The sequence below is a fragment of the Chelativorans sp. M5D2P16 genome, from assembly GCF_034427935.1.
GTDB lineage: Bacteria > Pseudomonadota > Alphaproteobacteria > Rhizobiales > Rhizobiaceae > Chelativorans.
In genome coordinates this window covers 67,320-83,824 of record NZ_JAXQNM010000003.1, presented here as the reverse complement: position 1 = coordinate 83,824, position 16,505 = coordinate 67,320, and the positions used below count along the sequence as shown (strand labels likewise).

The window sequence follows — 16,505 nt, the reverse complement described above, 5'->3', positions numbered from 1 at the left end:
ACGCGAGCTATGGCCGAGGCTGAACTGGAATCACTGAAGAGACTGATCCTCGACAGCTTCCCCGAGCTGTCGGGCGCCAGCTTTACCCTTTTGTCCAAGGGTTGGGATTCGACAGGGGTGGATGTCGACAACCGCTGGATATTCAAGTTTCCGCGTCATGCGGAGGCCGAAAGGGCGCTCGTAAGGGAGGCGAGACTGCTCGCGGTTATCCGCCCGGCGGTTTCGGTACCGGTTCCCGAGTTAGCCGTGCAATCGGGCCCGCCCCTCTTCTCGCGGCACGAGAAGCTGCAGGGCGATCACCTGGTCACGGCCGACTATGACCGGTTGGAGGAGCGGGACCGGCAACGCCTCGCGTCGCGGATCGCGCTCTTCTACGCCGAACTGCATGCATTGGATCGGGACGAGCTGGCTGCGGCGGGCGCGGAACCGATCGAACCCTGGCTTGCTCCGGAGAAGATCCGGGCAAAGGCGATCCCCGTTCTTCCGTCCGAATTGCGCAGCTTTGCGGAGCGGACGCTGGCCGGATTTGAAGAAATGGGCGCCGACCCCTGCGGCAGCACCTATGGTTTCTTCGACGGCCATGGCTGGAACATGGCCTTCGACCATGAAACATCCACCCTCAACGGCATTTACGATTTCGGCGACTCAGGCTTCGGCGATCTCCATCAGGAATTCATCTACACCAATTTCATCTCCCGTGATCTGACGGCGCGGGTCGTCTCCGAATATGAGAAGCTGACCGGGCAGCCTCTCGACCGTCGCCGCATCGATGTTCTGACCGGAACCCATCGCCTTTCCGAATTGGCGGAGCTCGCCGACGACCGGCGGCATGTTGGCGAAATGATCGAGAGCGTCGCCCGCTGGGCATCCACGCCGGGCTGCCGCGAGGGCAGCTCATCCTGACGGTCGGCGTGACCTTGCAAACAGCCGGTTGAGGTCGGCTACGACAGCGCGGCCATCGTGCTTTTCCAGCAAGCCGCGGTTCACCCGCTCCGAGGCCTTCTCCTGAAAGGCCATGTAGCCATCGTGTCTCGGGCGCAGCCAGGCGCCTTCAAGCGTCATCCGGGTGGCGCGGTAGAAGTCGCCCGTCGCGGCGTTGACGGCGTCGTCCTCCCAGGCCTCGGCGTGGCCGGGCTGGCCGCCGGCCTCAGCGAAGGGACCGCGCTGGACCGGGCCACTCGCCACCCAGTAGGCGAAGTCGATCGCCGCTTCCCGTGCCGCCGAAAAGGCCGAGACCGCAATGCCCGTGCCGCCGAGGGCGGAGCCCACGGGACCGCCGCTGCCCATCGTCGGGATGTCGGCGAAGGACAGGCGGTGCGGTCGGAAACCTTCAACCGCGTAGCTGACGTAGCCATAGATGAGCGGCGCGCAGGCGATGCGGGCGCCTTCCTCTGCCATCGCCTCCGAAACGGCGATGGGGTCCATGTCCATGCAGGCGGAATCCACCAGATCCGCAAGCTCGCGCATGATCTCGAAGACGGTGGCGCCCGCCTCCTCATCGATCAGCGCGCCCTCTTCGCCGGACGTTTCCGCGCAAGGATGGCCGAGATGCGCGGCGAGGGTGAAGAAGCACATGAGCGAGTGCGGCGGACGCAGTGGCACGAGCACGCGCCCCTCGCGGGCGAGCGCCTGCACCTCCGTCCACACCGTCGGCGCGCGTTCCAGAAGGTCGGGCCGCCAGGCCTGCACCTGGGCCGCCGCGTCGATCGGAAAAGCCCACTGGTGCCCCTGCCATTCGTAGCTCGGATAGGATCTCCCGATACTGCCTTTGGCCAGTGCGGCGCGGTCCACCTCGCGCCCCGGCACGTCGAGCGGGGTAAGGCACCCTTCAGCCGTGATCTGGCCGACATGCGGGTGGTCGATGACAATCAGGTCGTAGCGGCGGGCAAGCTCTTCGACGGAAAAGGATTCGAAATCCTGCAGCGAGCGCGCGTCCCAGGCGATCTCGACACCGGTCCTTTCGCGCCAAAGCCGCGCGCAGGCGACCATCGGGTCGTAGCCGCGCGGATGGTTCCAGGTCATGCCTCTCAGTTTGACGGTGCTCACAGGCCGAACTCCCGACGGATCTTTTCGCTGTGTTCGCCGACGCGCGGGGCGGCGCGGTCGACCTTGGCCCGCTGTCCGCCGAGGCGGATGGGCGAGGCGGTGGTGGTGATCGACACGCCGTCCTCGCGGCGGACGGTCTGCAGCATGTCCAGATGCTTGAAGCCCTCGTGGTCCATGAGGTCGTTCCAGTCGAGCACCTTGGAACACCAGATATCCGCCGGCTCGAGGATCGCGAGCCACTCCCCGACGGTCTTCTCCGCCGTCCGCTCGGCGATGATGGCCTTGATTTCGTCGCGCTTGGAAAACCAGCTCGCCGGATCGTCGCGATAGGGCGCGAGTGCGGTGATCTCCATCAGCTCGGCGAGCTTGGGGAGCGGCGTCATGGCGATGGCGATGAAGCCGTCGCTTGCAGGATAGACGCCGTAGGGGGCGGCGAGATAAGCGTGCGCGCTGCGCACGGCCGAGCGTCTGGGCAGGCGGCGACCGTCGTTGAGGAAGGTCGTCAGGACCTCGAATTGCAGGTCCACCAGCACTTCCAGAAGGCTGGTCTGCACGTGCCCCCCCTTGCCGGTGATGCCGCGGCGCACGAGGCGGGCGAGAATGCCCTGCGCGGCCGCCGCGCCGGCCAGCATGTCGGCCACCGCGAGGCCGAAGGGCACGGGCCCCTGGCCGTCGTCGCCGCTCAGCCACATGACGCCGGAGCGCGCCTGCGCGAGCAGGTCCTGGCCGGGCCGCGCCACCCACGGGCCGTCTTCGCCATAGCCGCTGATCGAGGCGTAGACGATGCCCGGGTTGATGGCGCGCACGGAGGCATAGTCGAGGCCGAGGCGCTCGATGACCCCGGGGCGGAAATTCTGGATCAGCACGTCCGCCCGTTTCAGGAGCTTGCGCAGGGCGGCAAGGTCGTCCGCGTTCTTCAGGTCGACGGCAAGGCTCTCCTTGCCCCGGTTGATGGCGTGGAAGATGGTCGAATCCCCGCCGATCTCCGTGTCGCTCAGATAAAGCTGGCGGGACAGGTCGCCGGCGCCCGGGCGCTCGATCTTGATCACCCGCGCGCCGAGATCCACGAGACGCAGCGAGCAATACGGCCCGGAAAGGAATTGGCTCATGTCCACCACGACGAGCCCGGCAAGCGGGAGATCCTCGTCCTGTGCACTGTCGGCACCCGTCATCGGGCGTGCTCCCAGGCCGCCCGTCCGGTCCGGGGCGCGCCTTTGAATAGGTTCGGCATGTCTCCTCCACAAGGGTGAGCCTGTTTTCTTGTGAAGAAACTATTTAAATATGGGATATCGTGCAAGGGGCGTTTCGCGGCCGGGTCGACGGCGAGCGCTTGCCGCCGCGCGGCGAGGGATTGCCGGCGCTATTCCGATACCTTCAAGACAGAAGAGGCGCGAGAGGCTCCGCACCGAAAACCCGCCTCGCGCCGCAAACGGCCGAGGCCCTAAAGCGCGCCGTCGAGAAACGGCTGCAGCCGGTCCATGCCTTCTTCCGTGGCGCGCCTGTCCCCGAAATGCATGTCGAAGGCATAGATGATGCGCTGGTCGGGGACGATATCGAGAAAGCGCGCCTCGTAGACGAAGACCGGCCCCCACGACCCCCCGAGGCGCGGTTGAGGCGACCGCCCTCGTGCAAAAATGCGCGGCCCCTCTTTTCGCCGGCAAAACGGCTCCTAAATCATCGGCGAACTACCCGCATTCGGTGTTCCTTCGCCCGTTCCCGGGCACCCTTGTGATGCTTGCTCTAAAGAGGAGGTGTTGCCGATGAAGATCGCCCAGATTGCGCCGCTGGCCGAAAGCGTTCCCCCGAAGCTCTACGGCGGAACGGAACGCATTGTCTCCTATCTCACCGAGGAACTGGCCTGCCAGGGACACGAGGTGACGCTGTTCGCCTCGGGCGATTCGCTGACATCGGCGGAGCTCGTACCCTGTGCCGAAAAGGCGCTGAGGCTCGATCCCGCCATCAGGGACCCCATTCCCTACCACCTGATCATGCTGGAAGAGGTGCGGCAGAGGTCGGATGAATTCGACATCCTGCATTTCCACATCGATCTCCTGCACTTTCCCCTTATCCGCCCCTTTGCACACCGCACCGTGACCACCTTGCACGGACGGCTCGATCTCCCCGACCTCCAGCCCTTCTACCGGGCGTTCCCGGAAATCCCCGTGGTCTCCATTTCCGACGACCAGCGCCGTCCGCTGCCAATGGCGAACTGGGCGGCCACGGTGCAGCACGGGCTGCCGCTCGATATCCTCCCGTTCAGCCCGCACGGGCAGGGCGGTTATCTCGCCTTTCTCGGCCGCGTCTCACCGGAGAAGCGTCCGGACAGGGCGATCGAGATTGCGGTCAGGAGCGGCATGCCGCTGAAGATCGCTGCGAAGGTGGACAAGGCCGATGAGGACTATTGGCGCGACGTGATCAAGCCGATGATCGACCGCCATCCCAACGTCGATTACGTGGGCGAGGTGGATGAGACGGCGAAGGCGGCCTTCCTGGGCGACGCATCGGCACTTCTCTTTCCGATCGACTGGCCGGAGCCTTTCGGACTCGTGATGATCGAGGCGATGGCTTGCGGCACGCCGACCATCGCCTTCCGCTGCGGCTCGGTTCCGGAGGTGCTGGAGGAAGGTGTTTCCGGCTACATCGTCGGTTCCGTCGAGGAGGCGGTGAGCGCGGTCGGCCGGGTCGGCGCGATCAGCCGCGCCGGCGTGCGCCGCGCTTTCGAGGAGCGCTTCAGCGCCAGCCGCATGGCGAGGGACTATCTGGACGTTTACGATTCTCTGATGCACCATCGCATGCACATGATTCCGTTCCCGACAGAAGCTGCGGGAGCGGGCGTGCAGACAGTGGCTTGAGTTTCCAAGGCGCAAAGCGAATGGTGGGTGCAATGGACGAGCGCACCGATCCTCTCGCGCCGCAGCCGGACGAGTTCGGCACGGTACGAACACCGCAGTTCTTCATCGCCGCCACCGCTCCGCTCCAGGAGCGGCGACCGCGCACCCAGAAGGACGGCGACACCTTCTCCATGTTCGACCACAACGGGGACGCGCTCTCGGGACCCGGCAGCCCCGAGGGCATCTATTGCCGCGACACGCGCTATCTCTCCCACTTCTTCCTGACGATCGGTGGCGAGCGGCCGCTGCTGTTGAGCTCCATGCTGCGCGACGACAATGCGCTTCTCACCTTCGACCTCACAAATCCCGATCTTTACGCGGAGGGCGGGCTCGAGCTGCAGCACGACGTCATCCATATTCGCCGTACACGGTTCTTGTGGAACGCCACCTGCTTCGAGCGGGTGAGCGTGCGCAACTACGACGAGTCCACCCGGCGGGTGCAGCTCGAACTGGCCTTCGCCGCGGATTTCGCGGATCTGTTCGAGGTGCGCGGCGCGCGGCGGGCCAGGAGAGGCAAGTTGCATACGCCGAAAGTGTCGGCGGACCGCACCGTGCTCGCCTATACCGGGCTCGACGGTGTAGAGCGGCAGACGACGTTGCGCTTCGACCCGGCACCGAAGGAACTGACCGGCGGGCGCGCCGTCTACGAGATCGAGCTCAAGCCGCGGCAGACGCGGCAGTTCTTCGTCGAGGTGACCTGCGGCGAAAGCCCGTGGGAGCTGACGCCGCGCCGGCAGTTCTTCTCCGGCCTGCGCGAGGCCCGTCGCGCCATGCGCGCCGCCGTCGGAAATGCCGCTTCGGTGACCACATCGAACGACGTCTTCAACGAGGCCGTGCGGCGGGCCGTGGCCGACCTCTACATGCTGATGACGGAGACCGAAGACGGCCCCTATCCCTATGCCGGCATTCCCTGGTTCAGCACCGTCTTCGGGCGGGATGCGCTGATCACCGCGCTCCAGACCCTCTGGCTGGACCCGGCGATCGCCCGCGGTGTGCTCAGACATCTGGCCGCCAATCAGGCGCAGACCGAGGATCCGGCTGCCGATGCAGAGCCGGGCAAGATCCTGCACGAAGTACGCTACGGCGAGATGGCGGAATTGGGCGAGGTGCCGTTCCGCCGCTATTACGGCAGTGTCGATGCCACGCCGCTCTTCGTCCTCCTTGCCGGCAGCTATCTAGAGCGCACCGGCGACGTGGCGTCGATCCGCGAATTATGGCCACACGTCGAGGCAGCGCTTGCCTGGGTCACAAAATATGGCGACCGCGACGGTGACGGCTTCGTGGAGTATGGCCGGCGCACGGTGGAGGGTCTTTCCAACCAGGGCTGGAAGGACTCTTACGACGCCGTCTTCCATGCCGACGGCCGGCTCGCCGTCGGCCCCATCGCCATGGCCGAGGTGCAAGGCTATGTCTATGCCGCGTGGAAGGCGGCTGCACAGATGGCGCAGGCGCTCGGGATACGCGGGCGCTCGATCGAGTTCGAAGCTCGGGCCGAGCAACTGCGCGCGCAATTCGATCGGGCCTTTTTCGACGAGGAGCTGGGCACCTATGTGCTCGCGCTCGACGGCGACAAGCGCGCGTGCCGCATACGCTCCTCCAATGCCGGGCACGCGCTGTTCACCGGGATCGCATATCCCGAACGCGCCGGCTCCGTTGTGGATATCCTGATGGACCGCTCCTCCTTTTCCGGATGGGGGATCCGCACCGTCGCCACCACCGAGGCGCGCTATAACCCGATGAGCTACCACAACGGCTCCGTCTGGCCGCACGACAACGCGCTGATCGCCGCCGGACTCGCCCGTTACGGCTTCCGCGCAGAGACGGCACGCGTCTTCGAGGGGCTGTTTTCCGCCGCCACCTATATCGACCTGCGGCGCCTGCCGGAGCTTTTCTGCGGTTTCCCGCGCCAGCGCAGCCGCGGCCCCACCTTCTATCCCGTCGCCTGCTCGCCGCAAGCCTGGGCCGCAGTGGCCCCACTCTCCATCCTGCAATCCTGCCTCGGCATGGCAATCGATGCGGCGCAGGGCACGCTGACTTTCCACCAGCCCATGCTGCCGGAATTCCTGGAGGAGGTGACCCTGCGCGGCTTAACCCTGCCCCAAGGCCGCCTCGACGTTTCACTGCGGCAGGTCGATACCGAGGTGGTCGTGCATGTGCTCGAACGCGAGGGCGAGGTAGTGGTCACTACCACGTATTGAGGGGAAGCTGCTCGGCAGGACGCAGGAAGGCGCAAAGATGCACGACCTGTCGAAAACGACAGCCACTGGAGCAGGGTGCTCTATCTATTCGTTTTCGCCGCATTTGTGCCACGCCGAATGATTCCACTTGGCTGCGAAATGCTCTAGCCGAGCAGCGCCTCGGCCGTGGTCTCGTTTGTGATCAGGCCGCCGATCAGGCCGCCCTTCAGGGCGATGCGGATGCCGGGCAGCTTTCTGGGGCCCATGGCCGAGGCGATGACCATCGAGGTTTCCCGGCTCGGGATCGGCGCGCTCGCCACGCGCTCGTTGGTGATGCCCTCGATCAGGCGGCCTTCGCCGTCGAATGCCCAGCCGACGATCTCCGTCAGCCCGCCTGCCGCCTGCAGTGCCCCGAGTTCCTCCCTGGTGATGAAGCCGTCGAGGTAGAGCGGCGCTTCGTCATCGAGCTCGCCGATGCCGACGAAGGTCACGTCGGCCCTGGCCGCGAGATCCAGCGTCGTGCGGATCATGGGCTGGCTATGCAGGGTAGCGCGTTCCTCGCGGGAGGAGGCGATGACGGGCAACGGCATGGGGAAGAACCGCGCCTTCACCTTGTCGGCCATGGTGAAGACCACGTTGTAATAGGCGGCCGAGCCGTCCGGTGCGATGTTGCCGGTCAGCGAGACAACGCGGTGCTGGGGGCATTCGATCGTGCTGAGCTGTTCGACGGCGGCACGCAGCGTGCGCCCGGTGCCGATGGCGATGACCAACGGATCGGAGCGGCGCAGCCATCGCTCGATCTCCAGCGCCGTCGCCTGGGCGACGCCCAGCGTCGCCGACGTCGAATCGGGATCGGTCGGCACCACTTCGCAGAAGGACAATCCGTAGGTCTCGCGCAGCGCCTTCGAAAGGTCGAGACAGCGGGCGATGGGGTAGTCGATATGGACCTTCACCAGCCCTTCCGAAACCGCCAGCGAGACCAGCCGCTGGGCCGACTGACGCGATACGCCCAGCTTCGCGGCGATCTGGTCCTGCGTGTTGCCGGCGACGTAGTAGAGCCAGGCCGCGCGCGCGGCATCGTCCAGCTTAGCCCCATTCACGACCATTCATGTTTCTCCTGTCGAGCGTTTCAGCATTTACCAGCCTGAAGACGTTTGTGGAAATAGGCCTTGACCCTTCCCGTCGGGAAGTGGTCGAAGCAAGATCCTGGCTCGCTGCGGTTTCACCGGGGTCTTCTCGTGCTACGTTCCATCGACTGGTCTGCGCCGGCTGCACTTCGCGACAAGATCATGCACTGCGAAGCCGTGCACGAGATCGGCAGCCGCAAGGCGCTGCGCGACCGGCTGGAACCGGAGGACAGACGCTGCTTCGGCGATTTTCATCCCGGGGCGCCGGACGAACCGCTGATCTTCCTCTCCGTCGCGCTGATGCGGGAGGTGCCGTCGGCGATCGACGAGATCCTCAAGGAAGGCCGTGAGGTGATTCGCGCCGCGGAGGCCACGGTCGCCGTATTCTATTCCATCTCCAACTGCCGGCCCGGCCTGCGCGGCATCTCCTTCGGCAAGTTCCTGATCAAGGACGCGGCGGCGATCCTGCGCCGCGAACTGCCGCAGCTTGAAACCTTCGTCACACTGTCCCCCGTCGGCGGCTTTGCGGACTGGCTTGCCGAAGCGCGCGCGGCAGGCGGACCGGCACCACTCGACGACCGGCAGAGGGCGGCACTGGCGCTGCTGGACGATCCCGAGTGGCCGCATGATCCCGACAAGGCGGCCGCCCTGCGCCCGGCGCTCATGGCGGCCGCAGCCTTCTATCTCCTGAAAGCGCGCGATCGGCGCGGCCGCCCGATGGACCAGGTCGCGCGCTTCCATCTCGGCAACGGCGCGCGGCTGGAGCGGATCAATTTCGTGGCCGACCGCTCGCCCAAGGCCATGCGCGAGGCGCATGGGCTGATGGTCAACTACCTCTACGACCCGGAGGGCGGCGGCGCTTTCACCGAAGATGGCGAGCCGGCGGCGCGCGGGGTGTAGGGCTCTCTAAACAACAGGGCACTACCCCCTCTTTGGCAATTCTAAGGACTTGGCCCTCTACGACCGACGCCCCTTGCCCGCGACATCGATGCGCAAGGCAAACGGCGTGCCCTCGAAGGCCTCGGCGCCGCGGCCGATCGCGCGGATCGCCTCGACCATGCGGCCCTGGCGGCCGAGAAGGTCGTCGGCGAGCGCGATGATGCGGGCATTCGGCGTGGCTGAAGGAGCAAGGCGGCGCAGCTCGCGGGCAAGTTCCATCTCGTCGTGGGCGGGCTGGAGGGCGGCGGCGATCGTGTAGGCGGCCGCTGTGGAGCGGCTGATGCCGGCAAAGCAGTGCACGACGAGCGGCGCGGCACGGTTCCAGCCGTAGGCGAAATCGAGCAGATTTTCGACATGCGCGCGCGAGGGGGCGACCAGCTCCGGCATCTCCTCGACGATATCGTTCATGGACAGGTGAAGGCAGCAGGACGGATCGAGGTGGGCGGGCCGCGGCGGCTCGGCCTCGGTGGAGAGCAGAGAGACGAGGTGGCTGGCGCGCGTCGTCTCCAGGATGTCGGTCAGGCAGGAAAGGGGTGTCACATGGATCATGGCCAGGTTCCTAGCCCGCGTGCCGCCAGCGGCGGAGGGATCGGGAAAGCCGGTCGAACGCATCCTCATCGCCCGGTAATCCTACGCGCAAGGCGTGCAGGTCGCCACTAAAATTGCGCACCAATATACCGTCCCGCCCGAGCGCATTGAAAAGGCTTTCAGCCTCGTGTGTGCGCAGGAAGCGGAACAGCGGCGTGCCGCCGGCAGCGGCGATCCCGCTCTCGGCCAGCAAAACGTCGAGCGCGGCGGTTCGTTTCATCAGCTTCGCACGCATTTCCGCCTGCCACTGAAAATCTGAAAGGGCCGCGCGGCCGACCGCCAGCGCCGGGCCGCCGACGGCCCAAGGCCCGAGCCTGGCGCGCAAGACCTGCGCCAGCGGCCGGGCCGCGATGGCGAAGCCGAGGCGCAGGCCCGCGAGCCCGAAAAACTTTCCGAAGGAGCGCAGCACGACGATGCCACCCGCCTCCACGTCCCCGTCCAGCCGCTCCGCCTCGGGCCCCACATCCATGAAGGCCTCGTCCACGACGAGGAGACCGCCCCTTTCCCGCATGTGCCTGGCAAGCGCCAGAAGGTCGGCGCGGTTGATCACGCGGCCATCCGGATTGTTCGGGTTCACCAATATCGCAAGATCCGCGTCGAACAGCGTGGCGAAATCCTGAACCTCTCGCACGTCGTGCCCGGCGAGCGCGGCGGCGCGCCGGTGCTCGGCATAGGTGGGCGAGAGCACGGCGGCTTTGCCCGGCGGCACGCATGCTGCGACGAGCGGCAGCAGGATTTGCGTTCCCGGCGCTGCCGCGACGTTGGCGCCGGCCGGGGCGCCATAGGCGCGGGCGGCGATGTCGGCGAGGTCCCGAAGTGCTTCTTCTTCGGGAAGGCGTTCAAAGGCGCTGGCCGGAAAGTCGGGAAGCGGATAGGAGTAGGGGTTGATACCCGTGGAAAGATCGAGCCACGGCTTCGGGGCGCCCGGGAACAGCGTCTCGGCGCGCCCGAGGCTGCCGCCGTGATCGGTCACTTCACTGCCCAGGTCTTCCAGACGCGATGCCATGACCCTCATTCTAGCCTTCCTGTCGCTCGCCATCGAACGGGTGATCGGCTATCCCGACCGCCTGTTCGGCGCCATCGGCCACCCGGTCACCTGGATGGGCGGGCTGATCGGTTTTCTCGACCGCCGGCTCAACCGCGCCGAATGGCCGAAGGGCGGCCGGCGCGCTGGCGGCATGGTCGCGCTGGCGGTGCTGGTCCTGATCGCCGGCGGGATCGGCTGGCTCGTCCAGTCCTCGCTCGGCGCCGGCGCTGGGCTCCTCCTCACCGCATTGCTCGCCAGCACGCTCCTCGCCCAGCGCAGCCTTGCCGCCCATGTCGAAGCCGTGGCAGAGGCGCTGGAGACGGAAGGTTTGGCGGCCGGACGAAAGGCCGTTTCTCAGATCGTCGGGCGCGACACGGCCGAGCTCGACGAAGCGGGAATTTCCCGTGCAGCCATCGAAAGCCTGGCGGAAAACTTCTCCGACGGCGTGGTGGCGCCGGCCTTCTGGCTGGCGGTGCTGGGATTTCCCGGCGCGCTCGTCTACAAGGCCGTCAACACCGCCGACAGCATGATTGGCCACCGCACGCCGCGTCACAAGGCCTTCGGCTGGGCCGCCGCCCGTCTCGACGACCTGGCCAACCTGCCAGCCTCGCGGCTGACTGCACTGCTCCTCGTGGCGGCGGCGCGGCTCACCGGTGAAGCCTCGCCGGCAAAGGTCTGGCGTACCGTGCTGCGCGACGCCCGCCGGCACCGCTCGCCCAATGCCGGCTGGCCGGAGGCGGCGATGGCGGGCGCGCTCGGCCTGGCGCTCGCGGGCCCGCGCATCTATGGCGGCGTGGCGGTCGCGGACGCCACCATGGGCGAGGGGGGACGGCGGGAAGCGCGTGCCGCCGACATCCGCCGTGCCCTCAAGCTCTATCGCACGGCCGACGCGCTGCTGATCGCGCTTCTGGGCGTTCTGGCGGGGCTCGTCATGCTGCATGGCTGAGAAGCCCGTCAAGGTCGAGATGGGTTTCGAGATGCCGCGCCAGGGCATCCAGCGTGTCCTCCACGCCAGCCTCGTAGTCGAGATCCGAGGCCGCACCGCCGAGCCGTTCGAGCCAGGCCGAGCGCTGCCGGTCGTCGGCAAAGAGGCCGTGCATATAGGTCCCGAAGACCTGCCCATTCGCGGAGACCGCGCCGTCCGCCCGGCCCTCGGCAAGCCGCGCGAAGGGGCGCGTGCAGTCCGGCCCGGTCGTCCGGCCCATATGCATCTCGTAGCCCTTGAAAGAGATGCCGTCCGCCGTCCGGCCTTCGGAGGGGCGCAATGTCTTTTCCGCAGATAAGACGGTCGCGACGTTAAGAAGGCCGAGGCCTTCCACCGTGCCCGGCGGGCCCTCGATCCCGTTCGGGTCGGATATCGTGCGGCCGAGCATCTGGAAGCCGCCGCACAGGCCCACGACAAAGCCGCCGCGCCGCAGATGCGCGCGAATGTCGATGTCGAACCCGGCTTGTCGGAGCGCCGCGAGATCGGAGATGGTGGATTTCGAACCGGGCAGGAGGACGAGCGCGGCATCGCCCGGCAGCGCCGCGCCCGGCCACACGCGCACCAGCTCGACCTCCGGCTCGGCCTCCAGCGGGTCGAAATCGTCGAAGTTCGAGATATGCGGCAGGATCGGCACGGCGATCCTAATGCGGCCCCTGCCTTCGTAGGAGACATGTTTCTGCGTCAGCGCCAGCGCGTCTTCCGCCGGAAGCCGCCGCGCCTGATCGAAAAAGGGGACGAGCCCGAAGGGTGCCCAGCCGGTCAACCGTGCGATCTCTTCCATCCCCGAGGAGAACAGGGCCGGATCGCCGCGGAAGCGGTTGACGATGAAGCCGCGGATGAGTGCGGCGTCGGCCGGATCGATCACGTGCTTCGTGCCGACGAGGCTGGCGATCACGCCGCCGCGGTCGATGTCGCCGATCAGCACGACGGGGAGGCCGCCCGCCCGCGCGAAACCCATGTTGGCAATGTCGTTTGCCCGCAGATTGGTCTCCGAGGCACTGCCGGCGCCTTCCACCAGCACGAGGTCGGCTTCCGCCTTGAGACGGCGGAAGCTGTCGAGCACGTCGCCAAGCAGATCCGTCTTCATCGACTGGTAAGCGGCGGCCCCGGCGCTGGCGACGACCTTGCCCCGCACCACCACCTGGGCGCCCACCTCGCTCTGCGGCTTCAAAAGCACCGGGTTCATGTGGACGCTCGGTTCCTCCCGCGCTGCACGCGCCTGGAGCGCCTGCGCCCGGCCGATCTCCCCGCCGTCGACCGTCACGGCGGCATTGTTCGACATGTTCTGCGGCTTGAACGGACGGACGATGAGGCCCCGGTCGGCGAAGGCGCGGCAAAGCCCGGCGACGATCAGCGACTTGCCCACATCCGAGCCTGTGCCCTGAAACATCAGCGCGGGCATGGGCGCCTCGCGTGGGAGAACCAACAAGACGTGCCGGCGCCCCTACGCGCCTTCGCCGTCATCCCGACCAAGGGAGCGGAGCTTCCGCGAGCCGGGATCCATTCCTTCCCGCGTTCCGGAATGGATCCCGGACAGCCTCCGCTTCGCTGCGGCTTCCGGAATGACGAGGATACATGGGAGCGCACCGGCATTTCCGTCTATGCACCTTGAGGCCTAAAACTCGATCCCCTGCTGCGCCTTCACGCCGGCGCCGAAGTGGTGCTTCACCTGGCCCATCTCGGTGACGAGGTCGGCCGCTTCGATGAGCTGCGGCTTGGCATTGCGCCCGGTCACGACGACGTGGAGGTCCGCCCGGCGGGCCTGAAGCCCTTCCACGACCGCGTCCAGGTCGAGATAGTCGTAACGCAGGGCGATGTTGAGCTCGTCGAGGATGACGAGGCCGAAGGCAGGGTCGGCCATCAGTTCCTTGGCCTTCCCCCAGGCCCGCTCGGCGGCGGCGATGTCGCGCTTCAGATCCTGTGTCTCCCAGGTGAAGCCTTCGCCCATGGCGTGCCATTCCACCTGGTCGCCGAAACGGGCGAGGGCGTCTTTCTCACCCGTATGCCAGGCGCCCTTGATGAACTGCACGACCCCGACACGCCGGCCATAGCCCAACATTCTCAGCGCCAGGCCGAAGGCGGCGGTGGACTTGCCCTTGCCCGGCCCGGTGTTGACGATCAGGAGACCCTTCTCGATCTTCTTTTCCGCAACTTCCGCGTCCTGCACCGCCTTGCGCTTGGCCATCTTGGCCTTGTGGCGTTCTGCATCCTTGTCTTCGATCTCGTGCATGTCACTTCACCTTCATCGGCAGGCCGGCGACCATGAAGACCACGCTTCCGGCCCCGGCCGCGACCTTTTGGTTCAGGCTTCCCGCCGCGTCGCGAAAGCGCCGGGCGAGCGGGTTTTCCGGCACGATGCCAAGCCCCACCTCGTTGGAGACGACGACCCACGGCCCGCGCGGGCTTTTCAGAGCCTCGACGAGCCGGCCGCATTCCGCCTCGACGTCCCGTTCTGCCAGAATGACGTTGGTCAACCAGAGCGTCAGGCAGTCAACGAGCACCGGCTGGCCGTCCGGAACGTCGGCGAGCGCCTCAGGCAACGCGAGGGGAGCCTCAATGGCCCGCCAATTTCCCCCGCGCCGGCTGCGATGCTCGGCTATGCGCGCCTGCATCTCCCCGTCGAAGGCCTGCGCCGTCGCGATATAGGTCCAGGGCGCGGGACAGGCTTCGATGAGGGCCTCGGCGTGGCGGCTCTTGCCGGAGCGTGCGCCGCCGAGGACCAGGGTGAGGTGCCCCTCAGGCAAGGCTGCTTCGCGCCGTGCCCAGCCCCTCGGCAAAGCGCGTCCGCAGGAAGCCGGCAGCACCGCCCAGAACCACCCAGAAGACGAGGTTCGTCATCGTCACTGCCATGACGAAGCGCCGATGCAGATCCGCTGGGACATCCGTTTCGTGCGTCACCGGCTGCGGCGCGCCGACGATGTGCGGCGCTATGATCAGACCCACGCCGAGCACGGCCAGCAGCGGATTGCGCCCGAAGGCGATCAGCGCCAGGCCGGCCGCGGTGGCAGCGGCGGTGGCGACCCACCAGAACTGGCGCGCGAAGAGATCGGCGGCGGGCATGCCCGGCAGTTCCGGCGGCAGGCCAAGGCCCGGCGCCAGCGTGAAGACCGAGAAACCGGCCAAACCCCAGACGACCCCCTGCCGCCAGCCGCCGATGCCGCCGGCAAGCTCCGAGACGGCGACAAGCAGCAGGCCGAAGCCGATGCCGGTGACGATGTTGGCGAGCGCGGTGTAGAAGGTTCGCTCCGCGCCGTCGGCCGGCGCCCAGGCTTCCCCGCCGTGATGGTGGTCGCCGGCGGCCGCCTCGTGGGCGTGTTCGCCACCATGATCGTGCGCGGGCGCGGCCGATTCGTAGGTTTCGGCCTCGAGAATCAGCGGCACTGTGAAGAAGCTCTGCAGCCCCGTCATCACGATGCCGGCAAACAGGCCGGCAATCGCGGCGAGGAACACCGCATTCCTGAAAACAGACATGATATCGGCCTTTTTACGCTCAGTGGCAGGGAAAGGCCATGGAGTGGCGGTAGTCGTGTCCGGCGTTGTGGACGACGTCCATCTGGGCAAAGCCGGCGAAGCCGACAATGAAAAGCCCCAGGAAGCCGGTCATCAGGAGCGGGAGAACGCGCGATTTCACCGATTCGGCGGGAAATGTCGTGGAAGCTGTCATCGTCAATCCTTTCGCCCTCCGCCCGAGGGCATTCCAGGTTTCGTTTCCGCCGGCGGCAGGTCTCCTGGCTCGCGGGTCTCGGCTTCGCCCGCCTTCCCAAAGCCTTGAAAGCTCCAGTGGCGCTCGGGCTGAGCTCGCCGCTTACAGTTGCGGGGGCAGCCGCGGATCAGGGCCCTGGCCCCTACCGCGTTCCCTCTCTCGTCCCCAAGGGGAACCGACGACGCGCCAGACCTTAGCTGAAATGCGCGCGCGGGCAAGGACGAATTTTGCGCGCCACACCTCCGTCATCCCGGAAACCCGGAGGGTTATCCGGGACCCATTGGGCAGCGCGGCCGGGTATTCGCCGGGGCGCCCGCCATCACCGCCTCGCCGAACCCAGCATCCGCCTGCGCCTCTCAATGGGTCCCGGCTCTCCCGCTGGTCGGCCGGGATGACGCGGTGGGGTGGTTCGCTATCCGTTCAGTGTCTCGTAGAGATCGTCCCATTGCGGGTTCACGGATTCGATCAGTTCGAGTTTCCATTTCCGGCGCCATCTCTTGATGCGCTTCTCGTCTTCGATCGCGTCGCGGATGTCATGATAGTCGCGATACCACACCAGCCGCTTCACGCCGTACTTTACGGTGAAACCACCAGTGATGCCCTCGCGATGCTCCCAAATTCTCTGCTCGAGATCACTGGTAACTCCCGTATAGAGCGTGCCGTTTTTGCGCGATGCGAGAATGTAGACATACCCTCCCATGCATCTGACCAGAGCATAAGAACCAGGCGAGCTCAACGAGAAGTTACATTCGCAGAGATGACCCGGTATGTGAGCGCAATCGCGTTGACAGCGCCGTCGTGCCGGCTCTAAATGGCCGCCGACGGTTCTCGCGTCCCTTCCGGACGGGAGCTAAGAGGGAATGCGGTGCGCCTTCGGGCAATTCCGCAGCTGTCCCCGCAACTGTAAGCGGAGAGCCCTTCGCCACAAGGCCACTGAAAGCCCGGCCGGGCATTCGGGAAGGCGGCGGAAGGCGGTGATCCGTGAGCCAGGAGACCTGCCGTCGTGATTGTGAACGCCTACC

15 protein-coding genes, 1 pseudogene and 2 riboswitches are annotated in these 16,505 nt (G+C 66.6%); of the genes and pseudogenes, 5 read left to right on the top strand and 11 right to left on the bottom strand.

The window, feature by feature from the left end:
• The first annotated feature begins 9 nt into the window (after window positions 1-9).
• Window positions 10-903, top strand: a complete 894-nt coding sequence (locus tag SIN08_RS01205) for an aminoglycoside phosphotransferase family protein (RefSeq protein ID WP_322449651.1) — start codon at window positions 10-12, stop codon at window positions 901-903.
• Here SIN08_RS01205 and SIN08_RS01200 read toward each other — a convergent pair.
• On the bottom strand, window positions 895-2,022 hold the full coding sequence (locus tag SIN08_RS01200) for an ABC transporter substrate-binding protein (protein WP_322449884.1): 1,128 nt from the start codon (window positions 2,020-2,022) through the stop codon (window positions 895-897). The two genes, SIN08_RS01205 and SIN08_RS01200, sit on opposite strands and share 9 nt — an antisense overlap.
• Before the next feature lie 20 nt (window positions 2,023-2,042).
• The gene (locus SIN08_RS01195) at window positions 2,043-3,218 is read right to left on the bottom strand and encodes a CaiB/BaiF CoA-transferase family protein (RefSeq protein WP_322449650.1); all 1,176 of its coding nucleotides are present in this window, start codon (window positions 3,216-3,218) and stop codon (window positions 2,043-2,045) included.
• Window positions 3,219-3,806: 588 nt separating this feature from the next.
• Here SIN08_RS01195 and SIN08_RS01190 point away from each other — a divergent pair.
• Together SIN08_RS01190 and SIN08_RS01185 are read left to right on the top strand one after the other, a co-directional pair.
• Window positions 3,807-4,898 carry a glycosyltransferase family 4 protein gene (locus tag SIN08_RS01190; RefSeq protein ID WP_322449649.1) on the top strand — a complete coding sequence of 364 codons (1,092 nt, stop codon included), beginning with the start codon at window positions 3,807-3,809 and terminating at the stop codon, window positions 4,896-4,898.
• Between the two features lie 32 nt (window positions 4,899-4,930).
• The gene (locus SIN08_RS01185) at window positions 4,931-7,135 is read left to right on the top strand and encodes an amylo-alpha-1,6-glucosidase (RefSeq protein ID WP_322449648.1); all 2,205 of its coding nucleotides are present in this window, start codon (window positions 4,931-4,933) and stop codon (window positions 7,133-7,135) included.
• A gap of 143 nt (window positions 7,136-7,278) precedes the next feature.
• Here SIN08_RS01185 and SIN08_RS01180 read toward each other — a convergent pair whose 3' ends face one another.
• Window positions 7,279-8,220: a sugar-binding transcriptional regulator gene (locus tag SIN08_RS01180; RefSeq protein WP_322449647.1), complete on the bottom strand. Its 942-nt coding sequence runs from the start codon at window positions 8,218-8,220 to the stop codon at window positions 7,279-7,281.
• Between the two features lie 114 nt (window positions 8,221-8,334).
• Between SIN08_RS01180 and SIN08_RS01175 the strand changes: the two are divergent.
• A pseudogene (locus tag SIN08_RS01175) lies at window positions 8,335-9,081 on the top strand (malonyl-CoA decarboxylase domain-containing protein); the annotation flags it as partial.
• 117 nt (window positions 9,082-9,198) lie between these two features.
• On the opposite strand, the gene SIN08_RS01170 reads toward SIN08_RS01175, so the two are convergent.
• Window positions 9,199-9,729 carry a protein tyrosine phosphatase gene (locus tag SIN08_RS01170; RefSeq protein ID WP_322449646.1) on the bottom strand — a complete coding sequence of 177 codons (531 nt, stop codon included), beginning with the start codon at window positions 9,727-9,729 and terminating at the stop codon, window positions 9,199-9,201.
• A 10-nt stretch (window positions 9,730-9,739) separates the two neighbouring features.
• The gene (cobD, locus tag SIN08_RS01165; protein ID WP_416207997.1) at window positions 9,740-10,774 is read right to left on the bottom strand and encodes a threonine-phosphate decarboxylase CobD; all 1,035 of its coding nucleotides are present in this window, start codon (window positions 10,772-10,774) and stop codon (window positions 9,740-9,742) included.
• Between cobD and cbiB the strand changes: the two genes are divergently transcribed.
• On the top strand, window positions 10,773-11,741 hold the full coding sequence (gene cbiB, locus SIN08_RS01160) for an adenosylcobinamide-phosphate synthase CbiB (protein WP_322449644.1): 969 nt from the start codon (window positions 10,773-10,775) through the stop codon (window positions 11,739-11,741). The two genes, cobD and cbiB, sit on opposite strands and share 2 nt — an antisense overlap.
• On the opposite strand, the gene SIN08_RS01155 is transcribed toward cbiB, so the two are convergent.
• The 6 genes from SIN08_RS01155 to SIN08_RS01130 all read right to left on the bottom strand — a co-directional run bounded on the left by SIN08_RS01155 (window position 11,725) and on the right by SIN08_RS01130 (window position 16,183).
• Window positions 11,725-13,182 (bottom strand): cobyric acid synthase, encoded by a 1,458-nt coding sequence (locus tag SIN08_RS01155; protein WP_322449643.1) that lies wholly within the window; start codon window positions 13,180-13,182, stop codon window positions 11,725-11,727. The genes cbiB and SIN08_RS01155 overlap by 17 nt on opposite strands.
• Before the next feature lie 213 nt (window positions 13,183-13,395).
• Complete coding sequence (gene cobO / locus SIN08_RS01150) at window positions 13,396-14,010, bottom strand: cob(I)yrinic acid a,c-diamide adenosyltransferase (protein ID WP_322449642.1); 615 nt, start codon at window positions 14,008-14,010, stop codon at window positions 13,396-13,398.
• Between the two features lies 1 nt (window position 14,011).
• The gene (cobU, locus tag SIN08_RS01145; protein ID WP_322449641.1) at window positions 14,012-14,524 is read right to left on the bottom strand and encodes a bifunctional adenosylcobinamide kinase/adenosylcobinamide-phosphate guanylyltransferase; all 513 of its coding nucleotides are present in this window, start codon (window positions 14,522-14,524) and stop codon (window positions 14,012-14,014) included.
• Window positions 14,517-15,251, bottom strand: coding sequence for a CbtA family protein (locus tag SIN08_RS01140; protein WP_322449640.1), 735 nt, complete (start codon window positions 15,249-15,251; stop codon window positions 14,517-14,519). The genes cobU and SIN08_RS01140 overlap by 8 nt, the downstream gene beginning before the upstream one ends.
• A gap of 19 nt (window positions 15,252-15,270) precedes the next feature.
• Complete coding sequence (locus SIN08_RS01135) at window positions 15,271-15,444, bottom strand: CbtB domain-containing protein (RefSeq protein WP_322449639.1); 174 nt, start codon at window positions 15,442-15,444, stop codon at window positions 15,271-15,273.
• A 36-nt stretch (window positions 15,445-15,480) separates the two neighbouring features.
• A riboswitch (cobalamin riboswitch) is annotated at window positions 15,481-15,678 on the bottom strand.
• A gap of 217 nt (window positions 15,679-15,895) precedes the next feature.
• Window positions 15,896-16,183 carry a GIY-YIG nuclease family protein gene (locus SIN08_RS01130; protein WP_322449638.1) on the bottom strand — a complete coding sequence of 96 codons (288 nt, stop codon included), beginning with the start codon at window positions 16,181-16,183 and terminating at the stop codon, window positions 15,896-15,898.
• 105 nt (window positions 16,184-16,288) lie between these two features.
• A riboswitch (cobalamin riboswitch) is annotated at window positions 16,289-16,501 on the top strand.
• Window positions 16,502-16,505 lie beyond the last annotated feature (4 nt).